18 protein-coding genes are annotated in these 19881 nt (G+C 46.1%); 10 read left to right on the forward strand and 8 right to left on the reverse strand.

Annotated features, from left to right (window positions below; genetic code table 11):
• Positions 1–398 precede the first annotated feature (398 nt).
• Positions 399–2900: an NB-ARC domain-containing protein gene (locus NYE42_RS03185; RefSeq protein WP_352426749.1), complete on the reverse strand. Its 2502-nt coding sequence runs from the start codon at positions 2898–2900 to the stop codon at positions 399–401.
• A 200-nt stretch (positions 2901–3100) separates the two neighbouring features.
• Here NYE42_RS03185 and gutB point away from each other — a divergent pair, with 200 nt between their 5' ends.
• The 8 genes from gutB to NYE42_RS03225 all read left to right on the forward strand — a co-directional run bounded on the left by gutB (position 3101) and on the right by NYE42_RS03225 (position 10892).
• The gene (gutB, locus tag NYE42_RS03190) at positions 3101–4162 is read left to right on the forward strand and encodes a sorbitol dehydrogenase (RefSeq protein ID WP_352426750.1); all 1062 of its coding nucleotides are present in this window, start codon (positions 3101–3103) and stop codon (positions 4160–4162) included.
• 73 nt (positions 4163–4235) lie between these two features.
• Positions 4236–5609: an MFS transporter gene (locus NYE42_RS03195; protein WP_352426751.1), complete on the forward strand. Its 1374-nt coding sequence runs from the start codon at positions 4236–4238 to the stop codon at positions 5607–5609.
• Positions 5610–5710: 101 nt separating this feature from the next.
• Positions 5711–6673, forward strand: coding sequence for a carbohydrate kinase (locus NYE42_RS03200; protein WP_352426752.1), 963 nt, complete (start codon positions 5711–5713; stop codon positions 6671–6673).
• Positions 6674–6905: 232 nt separating this feature from the next.
• Positions 6906–7223, forward strand: a complete 318-nt coding sequence (locus NYE42_RS03205) for a YjdJ family protein (protein WP_041482420.1) — start codon at positions 6906–6908, stop codon at positions 7221–7223.
• Positions 7224–7337: 114 nt separating this feature from the next.
• The gene (locus tag NYE42_RS03210) at positions 7338–8024 is read left to right on the forward strand and encodes a PspA/IM30 family protein (protein ID WP_015239300.1); all 687 of its coding nucleotides are present in this window, start codon (positions 7338–7340) and stop codon (positions 8022–8024) included.
• A 50-nt stretch (positions 8025–8074) separates the two neighbouring features.
• Positions 8075–9100, forward strand: a complete 1026-nt coding sequence (locus NYE42_RS03215; RefSeq protein ID WP_352426753.1) for a TFIIB-type zinc ribbon-containing protein — start codon at positions 8075–8077, stop codon at positions 9098–9100.
• Complete coding sequence (locus NYE42_RS03220) at positions 9100–9861, forward strand: TPM domain-containing protein (protein ID WP_012116978.1); 762 nt, start codon at positions 9100–9102, stop codon at positions 9859–9861. Before NYE42_RS03215 ends, NYE42_RS03220 begins: the two co-directional genes overlap by 1 nt.
• Before the next feature lie 26 nt (positions 9862–9887).
• Positions 9888–10892: an SPFH domain-containing protein gene (locus tag NYE42_RS03225; protein WP_020955434.1), complete on the forward strand. Its 1005-nt coding sequence runs from the start codon at positions 9888–9890 to the stop codon at positions 10890–10892.
• Positions 10893–10934: 42 nt separating this feature from the next.
• On the opposite strand, the gene NYE42_RS03230 is transcribed toward NYE42_RS03225, so the two are convergent.
• The 4 genes from NYE42_RS03230 to NYE42_RS03245 form a co-directional block, all read right to left on the reverse strand.
• Positions 10935–12845 (reverse strand): acyltransferase family protein, encoded by a 1911-nt coding sequence (locus NYE42_RS03230; protein ID WP_352426754.1) that lies wholly within the window; start codon positions 12843–12845, stop codon positions 10935–10937.
• A 271-nt stretch (positions 12846–13116) separates the two neighbouring features.
• Positions 13117–13977 carry an anti-sigma-V factor RsiV gene (gene rsiV / locus NYE42_RS03235; protein WP_015416955.1) on the reverse strand — a complete coding sequence of 287 codons (861 nt, stop codon included), beginning with the start codon at positions 13975–13977 and terminating at the stop codon, positions 13117–13119.
• On the reverse strand, positions 13977–14474 hold the full coding sequence (locus NYE42_RS03240; protein WP_003155802.1) for an RNA polymerase sigma factor: 498 nt from the start codon (positions 14472–14474) through the stop codon (positions 13977–13979). The genes rsiV and NYE42_RS03240 overlap by 1 nt, the downstream gene beginning before the upstream one ends.
• A gap of 187 nt (positions 14475–14661) precedes the next feature.
• Positions 14662–15702, reverse strand: a complete 1041-nt coding sequence (locus NYE42_RS03245; RefSeq protein ID WP_007408876.1) for a 2,3-butanediol dehydrogenase — start codon at positions 15700–15702, stop codon at positions 14662–14664.
• A gap of 365 nt (positions 15703–16067) precedes the next feature.
• Here NYE42_RS03245 and NYE42_RS03250 point away from each other — a divergent pair, with 365 nt between their 5' ends.
• Both NYE42_RS03250 and NYE42_RS03255 read left to right on the forward strand, forming a co-directional pair.
• Positions 16068–16436, forward strand: a complete 369-nt coding sequence (locus tag NYE42_RS03250) for an RlpA-like double-psi beta-barrel domain-containing protein (protein WP_007408877.1) — start codon at positions 16068–16070, stop codon at positions 16434–16436.
• Positions 16437–16501: 65 nt separating this feature from the next.
• Entirely contained in the window at positions 16502–17548 is a 1047-nt protein-coding gene (locus NYE42_RS03255) for a PD40 domain-containing protein (RefSeq protein ID WP_007408878.1), read from the forward strand.
• A 31-nt stretch (positions 17549–17579) separates the two neighbouring features.
• Here NYE42_RS03255 and NYE42_RS03260 read toward each other — a convergent pair whose 3' ends face one another.
• The 3 genes from NYE42_RS03260 to cotA all read right to left on the reverse strand — a co-directional run bounded on the left by NYE42_RS03260 (position 17580) and on the right by cotA (position 19789).
• Positions 17580–17738, reverse strand: a complete 159-nt coding sequence (locus tag NYE42_RS03260) for a hypothetical protein (RefSeq protein ID WP_003155794.1) — start codon at positions 17736–17738, stop codon at positions 17580–17582.
• Between the two features lie 98 nt (positions 17739–17836).
• On the reverse strand, positions 17837–18046 hold the full coding sequence (locus NYE42_RS03265) for a cold-shock protein (RefSeq protein ID WP_007408879.1): 210 nt from the start codon (positions 18044–18046) through the stop codon (positions 17837–17839).
• A 204-nt stretch (positions 18047–18250) separates the two neighbouring features.
• Entirely contained in the window at positions 18251–19789 is a 1539-nt protein-coding gene (gene cotA, locus NYE42_RS03270) for an outer spore coat copper-dependent laccase CotA (RefSeq protein ID WP_352426755.1), read from the reverse strand.
• Positions 19790–19881 lie beyond the last annotated feature (92 nt).

Here is a 19881-nt window from a genome sequence, read left to right on the forward strand (position 1 = left end):
GAAATTAAGCTATAAAATATCACTTGAAATATCAAAGTTGGAAATCATTCAACTTACTGCTAGCTTTAAACATTAAAGGCCACATACAGTTTGACATCCTATTAAGTTCTAGTGTAGCCCTAGTACTGGTTTTATCATTTTGACGGATTTGTTATCCCATCACTGCTAAACATTGATTCAAAAATATTTATTAAAAACTAATTTTTCATGATGTTAGGAGGAATAATGCCAATAAACAGCAAAAACCCTTGTTATATCAAGGGGAGGATATTTGATTTCCATCTAAATTGCTCATGCATTCTAGCAAAAAAGACCTTATCAGTTGAGTAAACTGATAAGGCCTTATTTATAAATAAGGTGTGAGGGGGTTATCTAAGACGGAACTCACACTTTCCTAACTACAATGTGACTTCATCATTTCCTTCAAGCACCATTCTCAGCAGCTCCACCTCACCCCGAATCCCAATCCCAGGCTCCCACGAATCAATCAAACGCATCGCCTTCTGATTCGATTCCATCGCTTTCTTATTTTCTCCTTTACGATACAAGAGCTGTGCCATTCCGTAATAGTAATAGATCAACTCAACTTGATTGGCGTTATGTTTGTCATAGAGCAATTGTTCAAAGGCTTTTTCCGCTTTTTTGAGCTGATCACACTTCACGTAAGCCATGCCGAGGTTGAAATAGGCTTCTATCGTTTTTTCGCCGCCGTATGCGGCGCTGGTTGTGTTTGCCGCTTCGTATAATATGATGGCTTCTTCGTAGTGAGAGCGGGCGAAACTCAGGTCGCCGCGAACCAGAAGAACTCTGTGGCGGATAATGGGGGAGACGGGCTGATCTTTGATTCCGTCCAGCATTGCTGCCGCTTTGTCCGGTTCTCCGATTTTTAACAGCAGCCTCGATTGCAGGGCGGTTCCCCATACTTTCAAGTCGTCGTGATCCGGTGCGCCTGATTGTTCGAGTATTTTCAGGCCGGCTTCTATTTGCCTGAGAGCTCCGTCTGAATCGTTGACTTCCATCAGCGCCCACCCTGCCGTGTCGATCCGAAAGTAAGCTTCCCGCGTGTGTTCGCCTGATTGACGGGCGGCATCGGCGGCTTTTAATCCGTATTCGATTCGCAGGGGCAGGTTGATTCTGCTAAGAAAATGGCTGATGCGGATGATGAGTTTAATCAGGATGTCATGTTGTCCGGTTTCGCCCGACCATTCGATGACCTTTAGGATGTTCGGCCATTCCTTTTTCATTTGCTCTAAATTCCGTCCCAGCAAGTAGCTCCAATAGACGGAATTGGGCTGTTCCCGCTTTATATGGGTTTCCGCATAATCAATATAATAATGCGCCCAGCGGCTGCGGGCTTCTTTTGCAAATTCGTGATTTTCGGATAAGTGCTGTTCTCCGTAAGCGACAACGGTTTGATGGGCTGCATATTGAATACTTCCTTCGCTTCGTTCCGGCTGTATTAAAGCATATGACCGCATTTGCTCAATCGCGTAATGAAACCGCCGGACGTCTAATCCGGCCGCTTGAGCCAAGCTTTTTTCATCAGGAGGCTTAGCGAAAAAGCAAAGCGTCTGCCATAGTTTTCGTGTGTCTTCATGACATCTGTCCCATGTGCGGCCAAAGAGAACCTCAAACAATTCCAATAATGAGTAGCCTGCTTGTTTAAGTTCTTGAATGAGCTGCGGAGCGGGGATGTCGTCGTCTGACATGTAAGCGATGCTCAGTGCCATGGCCTTCGGGTTGCCGGCGGCTGCCGAGATGAATTCATTCTTAAGGTCAGGCGATAGCTGCAGCAGCTGCTCCAGCTTTTCCCGTTTATGCGGGAGGTTGCATGTTTGCAGACAGCGGTGCACTTCTTGCTGAAAAAATTCAAGGGCATCTGTTTGTTCAAGGCCGCTCAGCTGGATGGCCGCCAGTTCCCCGAGGCCGTCCCGGTAAGTCTGTTTTACGTTTTCCCGTGCCGTAAGGAGGACTTTTACGCCTTGCGGAAGGCCGATAATAAATTCGTGAATGTCACGTTCCGCTGTATCAATGCTGTCAACGATCAGCAATACCGGTTTTTCGTTTGAATGAGCGGCTAATGCATTGCGGACGACGAACCGTTTTTCGTTGATGGATTTGTCGATTTGTTCTGTGCGTCCGAGCTGATAGGCGATCGTGTTTAAAAAATCGCTGAAGCTCAATCCTTTCCAGTCCGCGCTGATCCAGATGATGCTGTTGAATGCCGGCCAATCTGGTGAACCGCCGGCACAAAGGTAGGCTGCTTCAAGAGCGATCGTTGTTTTTCCCATGCCGGCCCACCCTGTGATTAAACAGACCGGTGACGGAGACAGCATCCATTGTCGAATCGCCTCTATATCAAAGCCGCGGCCGATAAAGTTCCCGGTCCGGCGTGACGGTAAGTTATGCGTGCCGGACTGTTCTGTAAGCGCATTCGTTTCGTGGCTTGGTCTGTCATGAAACAGCCGCTTTACTGCTTTTTCAACATCTTCATCACTCGGCGCTCCGAATGATCCGTCTTTCCGGAGTATTTTTGCTTTTTTTAGACAAGACGCCGTCCAAACGGGCAATGCGGGTTTGATGACGGGAATGGTGGTGGTTTCCAGAAGATCGGTCAGCCATTCAGAATCCATATCAGTCTTTTCTATAATGATCCAGATCATGCCGAACAGCTTTCCGTCGTCAATTCGTCCGGGAATGTAGTTTGCGCCCATCTGTCCGATCCAGCTTTTGATCGTGTTAGAGGAAACGCCTAATCGGAGTGCGATTTGATCTATATAAGACTGTCCTGTTTTTTCGTTCTTTTTCCTTCTGACTTTATAATCAGGATGAAGTTTCAGCGATTTGACGGCAGGTGCCAGCAGTTCTGCAAAATGTGTCCGGTTTTCAAGTTCAGCCATTAGCCTGCACCTCCTATTAGTACTATTTTATCAATTCAGTGTTTTTTGTATATGAAAAAATAAAAAGTACAGTGCGGCTGTCCTTTTATACAGCAGGAAAGGCTGTTGAACGTATGGAAAAGCAGATAAAATAGGGGCAGTAACAGAGAAAACAAAAATGTATGCACTTACATTTCAGAGCAGAGAAAGGATTTTGCCAAATGACTCACACAGTGCCTCAAAACATGAAAGCGGCGGTTATGCACAACACGAGAGAAATCAAAATCGAAACATTGCCCGTGCCTGACATCAATCATGATGAAGTGTTAATTAAGGTGATGGCTGTCGGAATTTGCGGATCTGATCTGCATTACTATACAAATGGCAGAATAGGCAATTATGTAGTGGAAAAACCATTTATCCTCGGTCATGAATGCGCGGGAGAAATTGCCGCCGTCGGATCGTCTGTCGATCAATTCAAGGTGGGAGACCGTGTCGCCGTCGAACCCGGTGTCACATGCGGACGCTGTGAGGCGTGTAAGGAAGGGCGTTATAACCTTTGCCCGGATGTACAGTTTTTGGCGACACCGCCGGTTGACGGCGCGTTTGTCCAATATATCAAAATGCGCCAGGACTTTGTTTTCTCGATTCCGGATTCACTATCCTATGAAGATGCGGCTTTGATTGAACCGTTTTCTGTCGGCATTCATGCGGCCGCGAGAACGAAGCTTCAGCCCGGTTCAACAGTTGCGATCATGGGAATGGGTCCTGTGGGGCTGATGGCCGTTGCGGCAGCGAAAGCATACGGGGCAGGCACAATTATTGTGACCGACTTGGAGCCGCTGCGGTTAGATGCCGCGAAGAAAATGGGAGCGACGCATGTCATTAATGTCCGGGAACAGGACGCCGGTGAAGAAATCAAAACGATCACGAATGGCAAGGGCGTTGATGCTGCCTGGGAAACAGCGGGGAATCCGGCGGCATTGCAATCCGCACTGGCTTCCGTGCGCCGGGGCGGAAAACTGGCGATTGTCGGCTTGCCTTCTCAGAACGAGATCCCGCTCAATGTGCCGTTTATTGCAGATAACGAGATTGATATATACGGAATCTTCCGTTATGCGAATACGTATCCGAAGGGAATTGAATTTCTCGCTTCCGGCATTGTGGACACGAAGCATCTTGTAACGGACCAATATCCGCTGGAGCAGACGCAAGAGGCGATGGAACGGGCCTTTCAATACAAAAATGAATGCTTAAAAGTGATGGTGTATCCAAATCGCTGAGTGAACGGGGAGGATCTTTGCATTCTCCCTCTTGCTTATCAAAAATGAAAACGGATTCTTGGGGTGGGAAATGATGATTGAAACAGAAAAAGCAGCGGCAGTAAAGACACATCGCGGCCTGTCCTGGATGGAACGGATCGGCTACGGATTCGGCGATATGTCGTACAATATTATCTTTCAGTTTGTAAACGCATACTTATTATTCTACTATACAGACGTCGGCGGCATTAAGCCTGCGGTCATCGCAGCTTTGTTTCTTATCGTAAGGGTGCTGGACGCTATTTTTGACCCGATTATGGGCGTGATTCTAGACAAGACGAATACAAAGTGGGGAAAGGCAAGGCCGTATCTTTTGTGGGTGGCGTTTCCTTTTGCGCTATTTACGTTTTTATGCTTTACGACCCCTCATTTCGGCGAGACGGGGAACATGGTTTATGCGTACATCACTTATATTCTGCTTGGGATGTCCTTCAGCATGCAGACGATTCCGGTCAACAGCTTAACGGGTCGGATGACGAATTCCGTGGAGGAACGGACGGTTCTGACGACGACCCGGATGATTTTGGTTTATATCGGAATTCTGTTATCGATTTCCTGTGCGACACCGCTTGCGGACGCCATCGGCGGGAAAGATCAGGCGTTCGGATTTCAGATGACGGCGCTTATCTATGCGGCGGTGAGCATCGCGTTGAATCTGTTCAGTTTCTTTACTGTGCGGGAACGGATTCAGCCTGAAAAAAGAAAAAAACAAGGAATGAAAAAAACGTTGTCCGTTTTGTTCCGAAACAAGCCTTTGCTCATTTTGGTTTCTGCATTTTTGGCGTTTGCGATTGGGTTTAACATTAAGCTCAGCACGATGGTGTACTATTTTACGTATAACGTCAGCCATAAGGAATTTGTATTTTTAGGAACCGTGTTGTTTTTCGGCGCAGCGCTGATCAGCAATCTGTTTATTCCTTTCTTTTCTGAGAAGCGGGGCCGGAAGCAGGTTATGATCATCACGGCGGCGCTATCGCTGATTTCTTATGCGGGCCTTCAGTTTACATCGTATTCTTCGCTGCCGCTTATTTTCTTTTGGCTTTTCGTTTCGGGATTTTTTACGACGCCTTTAAATACGCTTGCTTGGGGAATGGTTGCCGATTGTGTCGATTATGCGGAATGGAAAACCGGAGTCCGGGCTGATGGCGTGGTGATTTCGAGCATGAGTTTCATCAATAAGCTCGGAGTTGCGTTAGCCGGGTCATTTTCGGCCGTTTATCTCGGAATCGCCGGATATGCCGCGAATACCGATCAGACGGCCTCGTCATTGAATGCGATTAAAAATATGAATGCGCTCATTCCGGGATTGTTCATTCTGCTGTCTATTATTCTTATTTCTTTTTATCCTTTAACTGAAAAAAAATATCAGCAAATGATGTCTGATCTGGAGCAAAAGGCTGCCAGATAAGTATACGTAAAATTTAAAATATTCTATGTAAACGGTTGTATTTATAACAGAAAGCACTATACTGAAACTATAATCGAGAATTGATAAATGAGTGTGATAATGTGGGAAGCCAATCTGTTATTTGTATTGGAGAATTGTTAATTGATTTCTTTTGTACCGATGTGGATGTTGATTTGACGGAAGGGCGCAATTTCTTAAAAAGTGCCGGCGGCGCACCGGCGAATGTGTCGGCTGCCATTGCTAAGCTGGGCGGAGACGCGGCTTTCAGCGGAAAAACAGGCAAAGATCCGTTCGGGTATTTTCTGAAGCAGACATTGGACGCCGTACATGTCGATACCTCTATGCTCGTCATGGATGAGAAAGCGCCTACAACGCTTGCGTTTGTTTCATTAAAACAAAACGGGGAGCGCGACTTTGTGTTTAACAGAGGAGCGGACGCTTTGTTTACGCTGAATGATATTGATCTGGAAAAGGTAAACGATGCCAAAATCCTTCATTTCGGATCAGCGACGGCATTGTTATCTGATCCGTTTTGCTCAGCCTATTTACGGCTGATGTCGATTGCGAAAGACAATGGACAGTTTATTTCCTTCGATCCTAACTACCGTGAGGATTTATGGAAAGGAAGAGTTTCAGAGTTTATAAACACCGCAAAAAAAGCCGTTGCCGTAAGTGATTTTGTGAAAGTCAGTGACGAAGAGCTTGAGATCATCAGCGGTGCGAAGGATCATAAAGAAGGTGTTGCGGTTCTTCATGAGCTCGGGGCCGGCATTGTTGCGGTGACACTCGGAAAAAGCGGTACCCTTCTTTCAAATGGGAAGGATATTGACATCATTCCGAGCATTCCGGTGACATCAATAGACTCAACGGGAGCGGGAGATGCGTTTGTCGGCGCGGCGCTGTATCAGCTGGCGCGCACGGATGAGATTCAGACGGCAGCCGAAGATTTTGCGAAGCTGCGTGATATTGTCTCATTTGCCAATAAGGTGGGGGCGCTCGTGTGCACTAAAATCGGTGCGATTGATGCTTTGCCGAGCTTAAAAGAGGTTGGAGTGACTCTGTAAAATATCGAGGATGCTTCTTGAAAGTCATCGGACTTCGGGAAGCATCCTCTTTATTTAGGTCTGAAACCCTTTTCGATATACGGTATACTTTAGAAAAGCATCCAGTAAATTGAACCGATGTGAAGTACATACAATCACGTTTTTATCAGTTCTGAGTAAAACCAAGTTTCTGCTGCTGCCGTCATGTATAGTGTGACGGCCCATGATATTGAACCGCGGAGGAATGTTTTTCATGAAACATGTTTTTCTTATTGTGCAATGCGCGTTTTCTGTTTTTTGTTTTCTCTGTCTCGCCGCTGTGAATTGGTATCAGGGGAGTGAGCTTGTTTCTGATTCGTTTGATTGGAATGATACGGCGAAATTTTCAAAGCTTTTGAATGGGACGGATACGATTACAAGTCCTGAACAGATTTCGCAGCTTGATTTCTTTGTGTATGCTGCGAAACATTATCCGTTAATGAGCGGGTTGATGATCGGGCTGTTTGTTTATTTTTTGTTCTCACTGTATCTGGTCATAAAGAATTTCCGCCGGCACAAATGGGCTGGATGAGACTATTTTCATATAAAAATACATAAATTCATGAGAAAATGAAACTTTTTTCGAAAAAAACAGTATAGATAACTATGAACTTGTTACTATTTAATTTTGGGAGGAAAATGAAAAATGAGTATTTTAGGAAGATTTAAAGACATCATGTCAAGCAATATCAATGCGCTGCTGGATAAAGCTGAAAACCCTGAAAAAATGGTTGATCAATATTTGCGGAATCTGAACAGTGATTTAGGAAAAGTGAAAGCGGAGACGGCTTCTGTCATGGCTGAGGAACAGCGGGCGAAAAGAGCGTTAACAGAATGCCAGGCTGATGCCGAAAAGATGGAAAGTTATGCGATGAAAGCGTTGCAGGCCGGCAATGAAGCCGATGCGCGGACATTTTTGGAAAGGAAAGCGGCTGTTGAATCAAGACTGACTGAGCTGCAGACGGCTTATCAGCTCGCTTCTTCCAACGCGTCTCAAATGCGCAAAATGCATGACAAGCTTGTCGCTGATATCGGAGAGCTTGAGTCGCGCCGAAATGCCATCAAAGCGAAGTGGTCTGTGGCAAAAACGCAGGAGAGAATGAACAAATTGGGGTCCTCTGTGTCAAATGCGGGCCAATCGATGACAGCTTTCGGCAGAATGGAAGACAAGGTCAACCAAGCGCTTGATCATGCCAATGCGATGGCTGAGCTGAACGCGTCTCCGAAAGACGATATTGACGATCTGACGGCTAAATATGACAGCAATCAAAGCAGTGTCGATGATGAATTGGCGGCGCTTAAGCAGAAAATGCTTTTCAGTAAAGATCAATAGACAGCGGGCTGCAGCTTTGTCCGATATAAAGAGAAAGTGAGAGAAACAGAATGATCATTTCTTATAAATGCCCGAACTGCGGCGATGATATGGTCTTTGACAGTTCATCCGGCATGCTGACATGTCACAGCTGCGGGCGGCAGGATCAGATTGAGAGCCTGCCAAAAGAGTATATAACGACGAGATTTTCTGAAAATGAGGCGAACGAGTACCGGTGTGAGAATTGCGGTGCGGTATTAATGACTGAGGCGGAAACGACGGCCACGACGTGCGGGTTTTGCGGAGGAGCCGCCGTTCTCGCCGACCGATTATCGGGAAATCTCGCGCCTTCGATGGTGATTCCTTTTACGATCAGTAAAGAAGAAGCCATGAGCGCTTTTAAAAAGTGGTGCCGAAACGGCCGTCTGACACCGAAAGGATTTATGTCTGCTGATCGGGTGAAGAGCATAACGGGCATGTACGTGCCGTTTTGGATGTTTGATTTAAACAGCAAGGTTCAGGTCAATGCCGTTTGTACGAGAGTGCATCACTATGATGATGGAGAATACCGGGTGACGGAGACCGAGTATTACAACGCGTACCGCGATATCAATCTTGATTATCTCAAAATTCCGGTCGACGCTTCAGAAAAAATGAGTGATGAATTAATGGACAAATTGGAGCCTTACTCATACAGTGAGCTGAAGGAGTTTAATACGGCCTATTTAGCGGGATATATAGCGGAAAAGTACAATTATACCGATGACGATCTCTTTCCGCGGGCGAAGGATAAAATCAGCCATTATATTGATTCTTATATCAGATCCACCTTCTCCGGATATACGACGGCTGACATTACGGATGAGCAGATTCAGACCGATAAAATCAGCAGCTTTTACGTACTGCTTCCGGTCTGGATGGTCAGCTACGACTATGAGCGGGCTGAGCACATTTTTGCGATGAACGGGCAGACGGGCAAGGTTGTCGGCAAACCGCCGATCAGTGCCGGAAAAGTGGCCGCGTGGTTCGGCGGCATAACCGCCGGTGCGTTTTTAGCATTAAGAATCGTCTCACTTATGATAGGAGGCGGTTTTTGATGAAAGTATCGATAAAAAAAGCGTGTCTCTTCTGCTTCGTCCTTTTTCTGATGCTGTCTTTTGGTTTACATACATCGGCGTCTGCCGCGGAACAGAAGCAATATGTTTATGACAATGCTCATTTATTAACGAAGGATGAAACGAAGAAACTTGAGGAATTGGCCGGGAAGCTCGGGGCAAAGCGCCATACCGATTTTATCATTCTTACCGCAAACGGAACGGGCGGTAAGGACATCGAGCAGTACGCCGGTGATTTTTATGACAGTCATTTTAGCGGAAGCACGGCGATTTTGACCATTGATATGAAAAAGCGGGAAGTATTTATCTCCGGATATAAAAAGGCGGAGACGTATTTGAATAACAGCCGGCTGAATACGATCAGAAATACGATCTCGTCAGATATTTCCGCAGGCCATTATGAAAAGGCGTTTCAGACCTACATCAAGTTGGCTTATAAAGATATGGGGAAAAGCCCGGACGACAAGTCTGACAATCTGCTGCTCACATGGTGGTTTCAGCTCATTATTGCCGCAGCCGCGGCCGGCATCGCCGTCACTGTGATGGTGTACAATTCCGGCGGCAAGGTCACCGTCACCGGCAGCACGTATATGGATCACGATACGTCTGAAGTGCTGAGCCAGCACGACACATATATCCGAACCGACGTTACAAGAGAAAAAAAGCCTGATAAAGATAATGACAATGACGGCGGAGTCACGAGGGGCGGCACGAGTTACAGCGGAAGCAAGGGAAGTTTTTAAATTATATGTAAAGGATTTGAGCATACATGGGTTTTTTCAGAAATCAGTTAGCAAATGTGGTGGAATGGGAAGAATTCAGAGATGACATGGTTTTCTATAAATGGAACAACCGTGAAATTAAAAAAGGCAGCCGTCTGATCATCCGGCCGGGACAGGATGCCATCTTTTTATACAACGGGAAGATTGAAGGGATTTTCCGTGATGACGGCGATTATGATATCGAATCAGAAATCATTCCGTTTCTATCTACACTAAAAGGGTTTAAGTTTGGCTTTAACAGCGGCATGCGGGCTGAAGTGCTGTTTGTGAATACGAAGGAGTTCACCGTGAAGTGGGGCACAAAAAACGCTATCAACATTCCGGCGGCAGGTATGCCGGGCGGTATGCCGATCCGCGCAAACGGCACATTTAACTTCAAGGTCATTGACTACATCGGATTGATTGATAAGATTGCGGGTGTCAAAGACAGCTATTTAGTGGAGGACATTAAAATCCGGATTACGTCTATTCTCGATCAGCTTTTGATGAAATGGATCACCAGAGAAGGAAAAGACATGTTCAATCTGCAGTCGAATTCCTTTGAAATCGGAAAAGGGATTCAAGAAGATCTTGATATGCAGCTGATCGGAGACGGCATGTCGATTACGGGCTTCAATATTATGAGCTTTAACTATCCGCAGGAAGTTCAGGATATGATTACGAAAAACGCTTCTTACGGCATGGTGGGCGATGTGAACCGCTATCAGCAGATTTCCATGACGGACGGAATGTCATCCGGCAAAATGAGCGGAAGCGGCGCCGCCTCAGACATGGCAGGCATGATGATGGGAATGAATGCGGCAAATCAAATGATGAACCAAATGAACCAAAATCAGCAGAACCAGCCGCAGCAAAATCAAAGTCAGCAGAATCAGGGGACGGCACCGGCGAACGGCTCGGAAGGAGCGGCTAAGCCGAAATTCTGTCCGAACTGCGGAACGAAAACGGAAGGCGCGAATTTTTGCCCGAATTGCGGACAGAAGCTTGCGTGACGATATACGAAAAAGAGGCCTTTTTTGGGCCTCTTTTTTTTGTCATGATTTCATTGTTTGAACGATGAGGGATGTCAGCGCTTTTGATCCCTCAGGTATGAGATGGACGCCGTCCGGTGTGAAGTATTCAGGGTGCTGCAATGCTTTTGCGTGCCAATCGACAAGCGTCACATTTTTCCGTGACTCGGCCTGCCGGCGCAATGACTCGTTTACTTTGCTTTCCCACTGCCGCGGCACACGTGTGTTGACAAGATAGATATCGGCTTTTGAAAAGGAGCTGATCAGTGATTCAATTTGGCTGTTTGTGAAATAGCCGTTCGTCCCTAACTCGATGATGACCGCTTTGTTCGGCTGATTAAATGACGCATATTCCGAAGTGAGCTGGAGTGCTTGAGAGACTTGTCTTCCTACCTTTCCGTCGATGGTGACATGAGGGAGGGACTGCCGCAGGTATGACGCAATGTCCAGCATCACCGAGTCACCGATAGCCAGCACGTCTTGCTGAGGCTGTGTTTGTTTTGAATCAGCCGTTTTTTGAGATGACCGTTCCTTTTTCTCTTCGTTTTTCTTTGTATTTGATTTGTCTGTTGGTTCTTTCTTGTTTGTGTCTGACGCGGTGTCTGTTTTTTCGCCGCTGTGTTTTTTCTTGCTGTCATCTTCTTTTGCAGGCTGATCGTGATCGGCCGTTTCTTGCTGATCATTTTGCGCGTACGTCCATTGCGGCTGTTTTTTCTCTTCGGCTATTCCTGACAGCCCGCCCGCAAATACGAGAATGGCGGCAAGAATGAGGCCGAGCGACATTCTGCTGATGACAGAGGACGTCTTCCATTCCAAAAAGCGGTTCAGAAACACGCGGCGTAAAAATGGCCGGAAGCCCGCAGTGCGGATCGGCTGTTCAATGAAATGGTAAGATAGCTCGGCAAGAATGAAAGTGGCGCCGATTCTGACGGCGCAGTGCCAATAAACCGGATTTCCGATTTCCTGCACGGGTGTGCTCAGTACGATAACCGGGTAATGCCAAAGATAGATTCCGTATGATCTCGTTCCGATCCAGCGAAGCGGCTTCCATGAAAGAACATGTCCCAAAAAGCTGCTCGGATGGCATAAACATGCGACAAGAACCGCTGCGGTGATACTGATCAAAAGCATGCCGCCCTTGTACAAGAAGGGTTCATATTCATCCGTGTAAAAGACGCAAAGCAGCAGCGCGGCAAAAGCCGCAAGCTCCGTCCCGTGAAGCAGGTGTTTCATGCTGCTCGGCAGCCGTTTGGAAGATAATCGTTTCATCGGCCACACTAAAGCTAAAGCGCAGCCGATCAGCAATTCAAATGAGCGGGTATCCGTCCCGTAATAAACGCGGCTCGGATCTCCGCCGGGCACATACATCATACTCATTACGACTGCCGAACATAACGCGAGGAACATGACCGCGGCCGCAAGCCGGGCCCGTGTTTTACATATGTACATTCCCGCAAGCAGCAGGAAGGGCCATATGATATAAAACTGTTCTTCAATCGCCAGCGACCAAAGGTTTTTTAATGGCGAAGGGGAGCCGAAGCTGTCGAAATAAGAAAGCTGATGAAAGATAAACCACCAATTGCTTATGTAAAAAAGTGAGGAGACCGCATCCCCGCGTGCGGTATGCAGGAGCTCGCTGTTAAACAATACGACCCAAATGACCGTCGTGATAATCATGAGATAAGCCGCCGGCAGAAGCCGCCTGATCCGGCGCACCCAAAAATCACGCAAATCAAGAGTGATGGCATTGCCTTGGGCAGGCAATATAATAGATGTAATTAAATACCCCGATAAAACAAAAAAGATATCAACACCAATGAAACCGCCGTCGGCCCAGTTAAAATTCAGATGATATGCGATAACTGCGAGGACGGCAAAGGCGCGAAGTCCATCCAGTCCGGGAATATAGCGGTGATGCAGTGACTTGTCTGACATGGTATTCCTCCAATAATGTGTGCGGAAATTCTCGCTGTTTTGCGGATGGCTATGGCAGATTTCTGTACAGTCTTCCATTTGTTCCGTTAATTAGACGCATTCGGAAGGGGATTTTGTTTCAGAAAAAATGAATGAAATGCTGTGATTTTCTTAAACTTTTCAGCCCCCGTCCGGCGTCTGTTATATGAAAAGGGTCCCTTGTGCATCTTGGCTGTTGCGGGACGAAAGAAAAAATCCATGATCTGCGGATATCATGGATTTTTTTCTTTCTTTATCTGATGTAGCGGTCTCCGACAAGCAGCTTGGAGATGACGGAGGTCGGTATTGTAAACTCTGTAACGCCCATATATCCGGGTGCCGCTTCGTATTCATCAAATGAGATGACAAGTTTGTGCTTATCTGTAATATAAAAATTCTGGTCGGCGCGGATGGCTTTAAAAGGCTCCGACATATCATTATCTTCGACCCAGTATATTTTATTCGGATCTTCTTTCATCTGTTTTTTCATTTGTTCTTTAATATTTTCGCTGATGACTTTAATATAACGGTCATCTTTAAATAAACTCTTTAACGTAAGCACGGCCTCATTCTTTTTATCAATCGTGATGTAACGGCTTTGCGTATAAGATGAAGCTTGTGTTTTTTCGATATCACGGCGGATTGAGATCAGATCCGCTGTGTCAGTAACGGTTTCATAATCGCTGTAAATACTGAGGTGGCCTTTTTTGCTTTTTGAGGTCGCCTTCATAAATTCCTGATACAGCTCTTTGCTTTCTTTCATATAATGCCGGTTGATGCTGTCTTCGAGTTTATGATCGGAAAGGCCGGACAGAGCGGGCGTTTTCACATCAATGCTTGATTGGTTCTTTTCTTCCTTCATCTCCGTGAATGTGATGGCTTGGACGACTTTGCCGATGACGGGGATTTTAGACATGGCTTGTGCGGCATCCGGGTTGATATTGACAACGGCGGTAAATAAGACGGCCGCAGCGACTGCCGCGGATGTCGGCCACATCACGATTCGTTTTTTCTTCGGTTTTTGCTGAAGGGCTTTTTCGACAATGCTGTCCAGTTCCTTAGGAATGGGTACGCTTTTATACTCTTCTCTTAATTGTTCTAATCTCTTTTCCATTAAGAAAGATCCTCCTTCGTCAGCTGAATGCGCATGAGCTTCAGCCCCCTGTAAAGGCGTGTTTTGACGGTGTTGATGTTTTCCCCCGTGATGTCCGCGATTTCTTCTAATTTCAGGTCTTCAAAGAAACGCAGAATGATAATGGTTTTATATTGATGCGGCAGGTCATCAAGCGCTTCGTGAAGGTCTGTGTCTTTGTAGTGATCTTCCTTTCCGCGGCTTAAAAACTCGATCGTTTCATCGTCCATCACTTTCAGTTTTTTCTGTTTGCGGAGAAAATCAATGGCCGTGCGCACTAAAATTTTATAAAACCAGCTTTTGATCACATCGGGGTTTTTGACGGATTCGACCGATGTCAGCGCTTTTTGAATTGATTCTTGAACAATATCTAACGCGTCATCCTTGTTCTTTACGTAACTGTACGCCAGCCGGTAAAAGTCTTCCTTGCGCTCAGTTATGCACGTCACAAGCGACGCTTTGGCTGTTTCGTTCTTCATTGCTTCAAAGGGCTCCTTTTTTTAAAATACGTATCATAGGCTGCTGCCTAAGGATAGACGGGACAGGGTGAAAAATAGTTTGCGCAGAGGGGATCATTTTTAAAAGGAAAAGGAAGGAAAGACGATGAGATAAAAAAAAGAGCCGGAACGGCTCTTTTTCGGATGTGTTGATATTCAGCTGAACGGTTTAGTTCGGTTTGACTAAGATTTTCACTTGGTTTTTCTCTTTGATTAAAGCGCCGAAGCCTTCTTCAATCAGATCGTCGAGCACGATTTTTTTCGTGACGAGCTTATCTGCTGAGAAGTACCCCTCTTTCATCAGTGCAAGAACGGAAGGGAAGATGTCACGGTATCCGATAATGCCTTTTACGGTCCGTTCTTTGATGACGATATCGTTCGGATGAATTTCCGCTCCTTTTTCCCAGATGCTGACGATAACCGTTTCACCGGCAATGTTTGTTGACTGGATCGCCTGGCGGAGAACGACAGGAACGCCTGTTACTTCATAAGAAACATCAACGCCGCCGTTTGTGCGTTTAGCGATTTCTTCAACGACATCGTCCGTTTTTGACGGATCAATGATGATAGCGCCGAGTTCTTTCGCTTTTTCCTGACGTTCCGGTGAAAGTTCAACCGCGTAAATATCTGTGGCGCCGGCCGCTTTCAGGGCTTCAATCACAAGCAGCCCGATCGGTCCGCAGCCAAAAACTGCCGCCTTGTCGCCCGCTTTTAATTTGCTTTGGCGGACGGCGTAAAGCGCTACCGCTGACGGCTCAACAAGCGCGCCCTGTTCGTAAGAAAGCTCTTCAGGAAGCTTAAACAGCAATTCTTCGTCAACGGATACATATTCAGAAAATCCGCCGCCGCCTCCGGCTAAGCCTAAGAATCCCATTTGTTCATCAAGGTTATAGGCTCCCTGATGTCCGTGTGTGGCAAAAATCGGTTCCACGACGACACGGTCGCCGACGCTGTAATTTTTGACGCCTTCGCCCACTTCAACGACTTCTCCTGAGAATTCGTGACCCATCGTGACGGGCGCCATTTCGTTTGTTAACGGATGAGGTTTGCCGACCGGAATAAAGATCGGGCCTCCCAAATATTCATGAAGGTCGCTTCCGCAAATCCCGCACCATTTGACTTTAATTTTGACTTTACCCGGTTCTGCTTTAGGTTCATCAATGTTTTCGATTCGAATGTCTTTTTGATTGTGCCATCTTGCCGCTTTCATTGATTATCACTCCTAGTCTGATTGAAACGAGTATAGGTACATGATCAATATGAACCACGGTTAAAAGGAATAAAGTGCCTGCTTCCTAAAGCCTGATTTTTCTCAAAATATATCATATTATGCAACTATCAATAGGCCTTATAAAAAGTCCATATTGAATGCAGAAATACTCTATGAATATTATAACGCTAATGAATTAAATTTTGTAGTATAATTTACCATGGAATTATATAGAACAGGAAATTGTGTCTTCGTTGTGTGCATGTCTCATCACGTTGTAATGAACATGTAAAGTGATTGAAATATTATAATCGTCTTCTTGGTGTATAATTTTGCCTAGAATAAAGAATCAGGAGGACGAAAGCTTGAAGAAGTTATTCTTAGCCTTATTGATTTTAGCAGGAAGCACGCTGGGAGCGATCAGTTACTCTTCTGATGCAAGTGCTAAAAAAGTGAACGGAAATATTACATGGTATAATGGAGTCGGTAAAAAAGGATCTTCCGGTAAAAAACTGGGACACTGGGATTGCGCGACAAAATTAGGATTTGACGTTCCGAGAAACGGAACGAAAATCAGAGCTTATGCGAAAGCAAAACCGAAAAAGGTTATCACCGTATACAAAAATGATGTAGGCCGTCTGCCGAATGCCGTATTGGATGTCAGCCCGAAAGCGTTCAAAGCGCTCGGATATCCATTAAGCAAAGGAAGAGTATCCGGACACTACAGCTATTAAAATAGACCATCTTAAAAAGCAAGGACACTGATTCTTGCTTTTTCTGATTGACGGAGAGATTGATAATGAAGAAGAAACGATGGATCTGGATGTTGCTGGCTGCCGTTTTGGCGGCGGCGGTCATCGCGTCCGTTTTACTGATTAAAGGAAAAAGCGACGGCGGCGGGAAAGCCGTTGTCTCCGGCGGCCATGACAAGCTGCTTGTTTCCATTACAGACAAAGATCTGATGACGAAATATTACGAGGACGGCCGCGTGCTGTACGAGGAAAAGCTTTCGGCATATCCGGCGTTTGCGCTGGATGACGCCCATCAGGTGCTCTATTTTGTCGGGAATAATGACCAAAATGAGATGCGTCTCTATAAGCTTGATCTGAAGACGAAAAAGAAGACGGTGCTTTATAAAGGAACGGCAAGCGCTGACAGTCTGTTTTTATCAAAGGATCTGACGCACATTTATTTCCGTCTCGGAAAAGCGGATGAAGATATTTTCCGTCTCGCATCTTTTGATTTGAAAACGAAACGTTATGAAAATCTGTATCCCGCCGCCGATGAGAAAGACGACAGTGTGAGCAGCTTCTTTTATAACCGCAGCCAAAACGATTTTGCGCTTCTGCATTATTCCGTAAAAGAGGATTATCAAAAAACGGATGAGGCAAATGAGAAGGGGATTGACCCTGAACCGACGAATATCCGGTTTGCAGCAGGAGCGGGCGAACACCTTCAGGATTTGACAAACCTTGAACAGTTTATCAGCGACGTGGCGGTGTCACCGGACGGAAAGAACCTTGTCTTTACATCTTATACACAAAAAGGGACGGAACAAAAAGCGTCCATCCGTCTGATGAATGTCAAAACGAAAAAAGATGAAACGATTATCTCAAACGGGAAGGACTTCGCTCCGCTGATTGATGCCCAGCCTCAGTTTTCTAAAGACGGCAGCATCATTTATTTCATGGCGGAAGCAAAAGGCGCTAAGCGTCTGAAGGATGAAACGGGGCGGAATGCGAAGGTCCGGACCATTTATGCTTATCATTTGGATACGAAAAAATGCGAAAAAGTCTGGGAAAATGACAACGGCATTATCAACAGTTTTTCCGTCATCCAATCATGAAAAAAAACACTCAGCGCCCGCTGGGTGTTTTTTAATGAACAAAGCTGGCTGCGGCTGAGGCGAGCCATTTGAAAAAACGGAGAATCGGAACGGCAAAATGAAGCGTTTCGATGAATGACTGTGCGGCAAGGTTCATTTTCCGCCGTTTTGCCATTTCCTTCAGATCTTTCTGCTGCCGATCGTTTTTCATGTTCATTGCTCCTTTGCATCATAAAAGGAAATGATAACGCAAAGGCCTCTCATGAGACATGGAGGCCTTCTCTATGTTGAGACTCGTAAAAGGGAGGTCTAACTTGATGCCGTTTGGTTATTGTTTTGGAGATTTACCAACGAACGGACGCCGTCGATCATTTTACTGCCGCAAAGGGGGCAAGTCGGGGTATCACTGCCGGCAAAATTCTTTCTGCTCCAGCCGATACAGTCCTCTTTTGTGCATTCCCACGTACTGACATCTTCTTTAGGCAGCGGTTCCTGATTACGTTTGTTGTAGTAAGACATAAAGTCACTTCTTCCCTTATGAATTTTCGTGCACTCCTTCATTGTCTCATACTTTTCCCTAATCTCCTAATTCCTTTTTCTATCCAGATTTCCAATGAGGGTGCATCGTCTTCCTGTTATTACAGTATATGCAAATAAGTGTCTTCTTATTTTTTCTTTTTGGATAAATAAAAAATCCCCTTCTCTAAAAGGGGGGATATTTGTTTACTGCTTATTCGTGACGTCCATCGGTCTCATCATGTCGTAATCTTCATGTTCTAGAATATGACAGTGCCATACGTAGCGTCCGCTGTAAGGAGCGAAGGTCGCCGCGATTCTGATGACCTCTCCCGAGTGCGCCTGCACGGTGTCTTTCCAGCCTTTTTCACTTGGAGGAGGCGGGACGGCTGGCCCTGTATACACAATGTCGCCGAATTTATTATAACGCTCTAAGTCAAAAGGACGCCGATCAAGGATTTGGAAGGAAACAAGGTGCAGGTGTATCGGATGGGTTCCTCCCATCGGATTGATAATCGACCAGATTTCCGTTGTGCCGAGCTTCGGCGCTTCTGTCACAGGATCATGCCATCGCTTGTTATTCAGCGTCAAAACGGGCCGGCCGTATTTGTCTTGCGTATTTGTGAGTTTAAGCGTCCTGATATTGTGTATTCTCTTTGATGTCACATTAGGCATTGTTGAAAGATATTTAGGCTTCCGGCTTGTGTCTGCTCCCTTCAGCGGTTTTGTGACGCGGAATTGCATCACATTGGCGTCTGTATCCGGATCGGCGTCGCCCCCGCAGCCGGTGCCGTTCGTTAAAATGATATGTTCTCCGTCAAAGGCGGAGAAATCGATGAGCACATCATACCGCTCTGCCGGGGCTAAGCTGATAGATTGTGTTTTGACAGAGCGGGGAAGCAATCCGCCGTCAGAACCGATTTGAATAAACTTCCCGCCGTTATTGAGCGAGAGAGAAAATGTTCTCGTATTGGAGGCATTAAGGATGCGGAAACGATATGTCCGCGGTTCAACTTCCATATACGGCCACGCTTTACCATTGACGAGAATGGTATTTCCGCAAAAAAACGGGACGATGGAAGGGTCGGGCAGCGTTTTGGAAGGGTTAGCAGGTCCGCTCGGGTAAGACAAGGAACCGTCGTCATTTAATGTGCGGTCCAAAATCATAAGCGGTACGTCATACTCTCCGGAGGGAAGCTTCAGCTGCTTTTCTTTTCGCTCGCGAATGATATACATCCCGGCAAGCCCGGCGTACACATTGAGCCTCGTAATCGCCATGGCGTGATCGTGATACCATAACAGAGCCCCGCGCTGTTTGTTTGGATAATGGTATACCTCTCTCTCAAAATAAGGACCCGTTTCCTTAAAATCCTTTGTGAACCATGCTTCCGGGTAGCCGTCGCTGTCCGGCGGCGTTGCTCCTCCGTGTAAATGGACGACGGTTTTGACATCGGGTTCCTGATGGCCGCTTTCTGAATGGTGAATGGTATGATCCACGGGCAGAAAATGCTTATCCGGAAGGTCATTCATCCATTTAATATAGACGTTTTCATCTTGGTTCACGTCGATCGTGGGGCCCGGAAATAAACCGTTATACCCCCACAGCCGGGTCGGCGGGAGATCGCGGTGCAGCTTGTGAAAGCATTCCTTCATGGTGACTTCATAATACGTGCTGCCGTCTGATTTCTTCTGCGGCTGGAGTGTTTCGATAATCGGCAGTTCATCTGCAAATTTTTCTAGAGCCATTTTTCATCCTGTCCTTATCATTTATTGAAATCCTGTACTACAGTTAATGCTGCCTTGAACAGGTTGGTTAAAAAAACACCCGCCCTTTTTTG

Origin of the sequence: Bacillus sp. FSL K6-2865 (genome assembly GCF_040311405.1) — a bacterium.
GTDB classification, from domain to species: domain Bacteria; phylum Bacillota; class Bacilli; order Bacillales; family Bacillaceae; genus Bacillus; species Bacillus velezensis.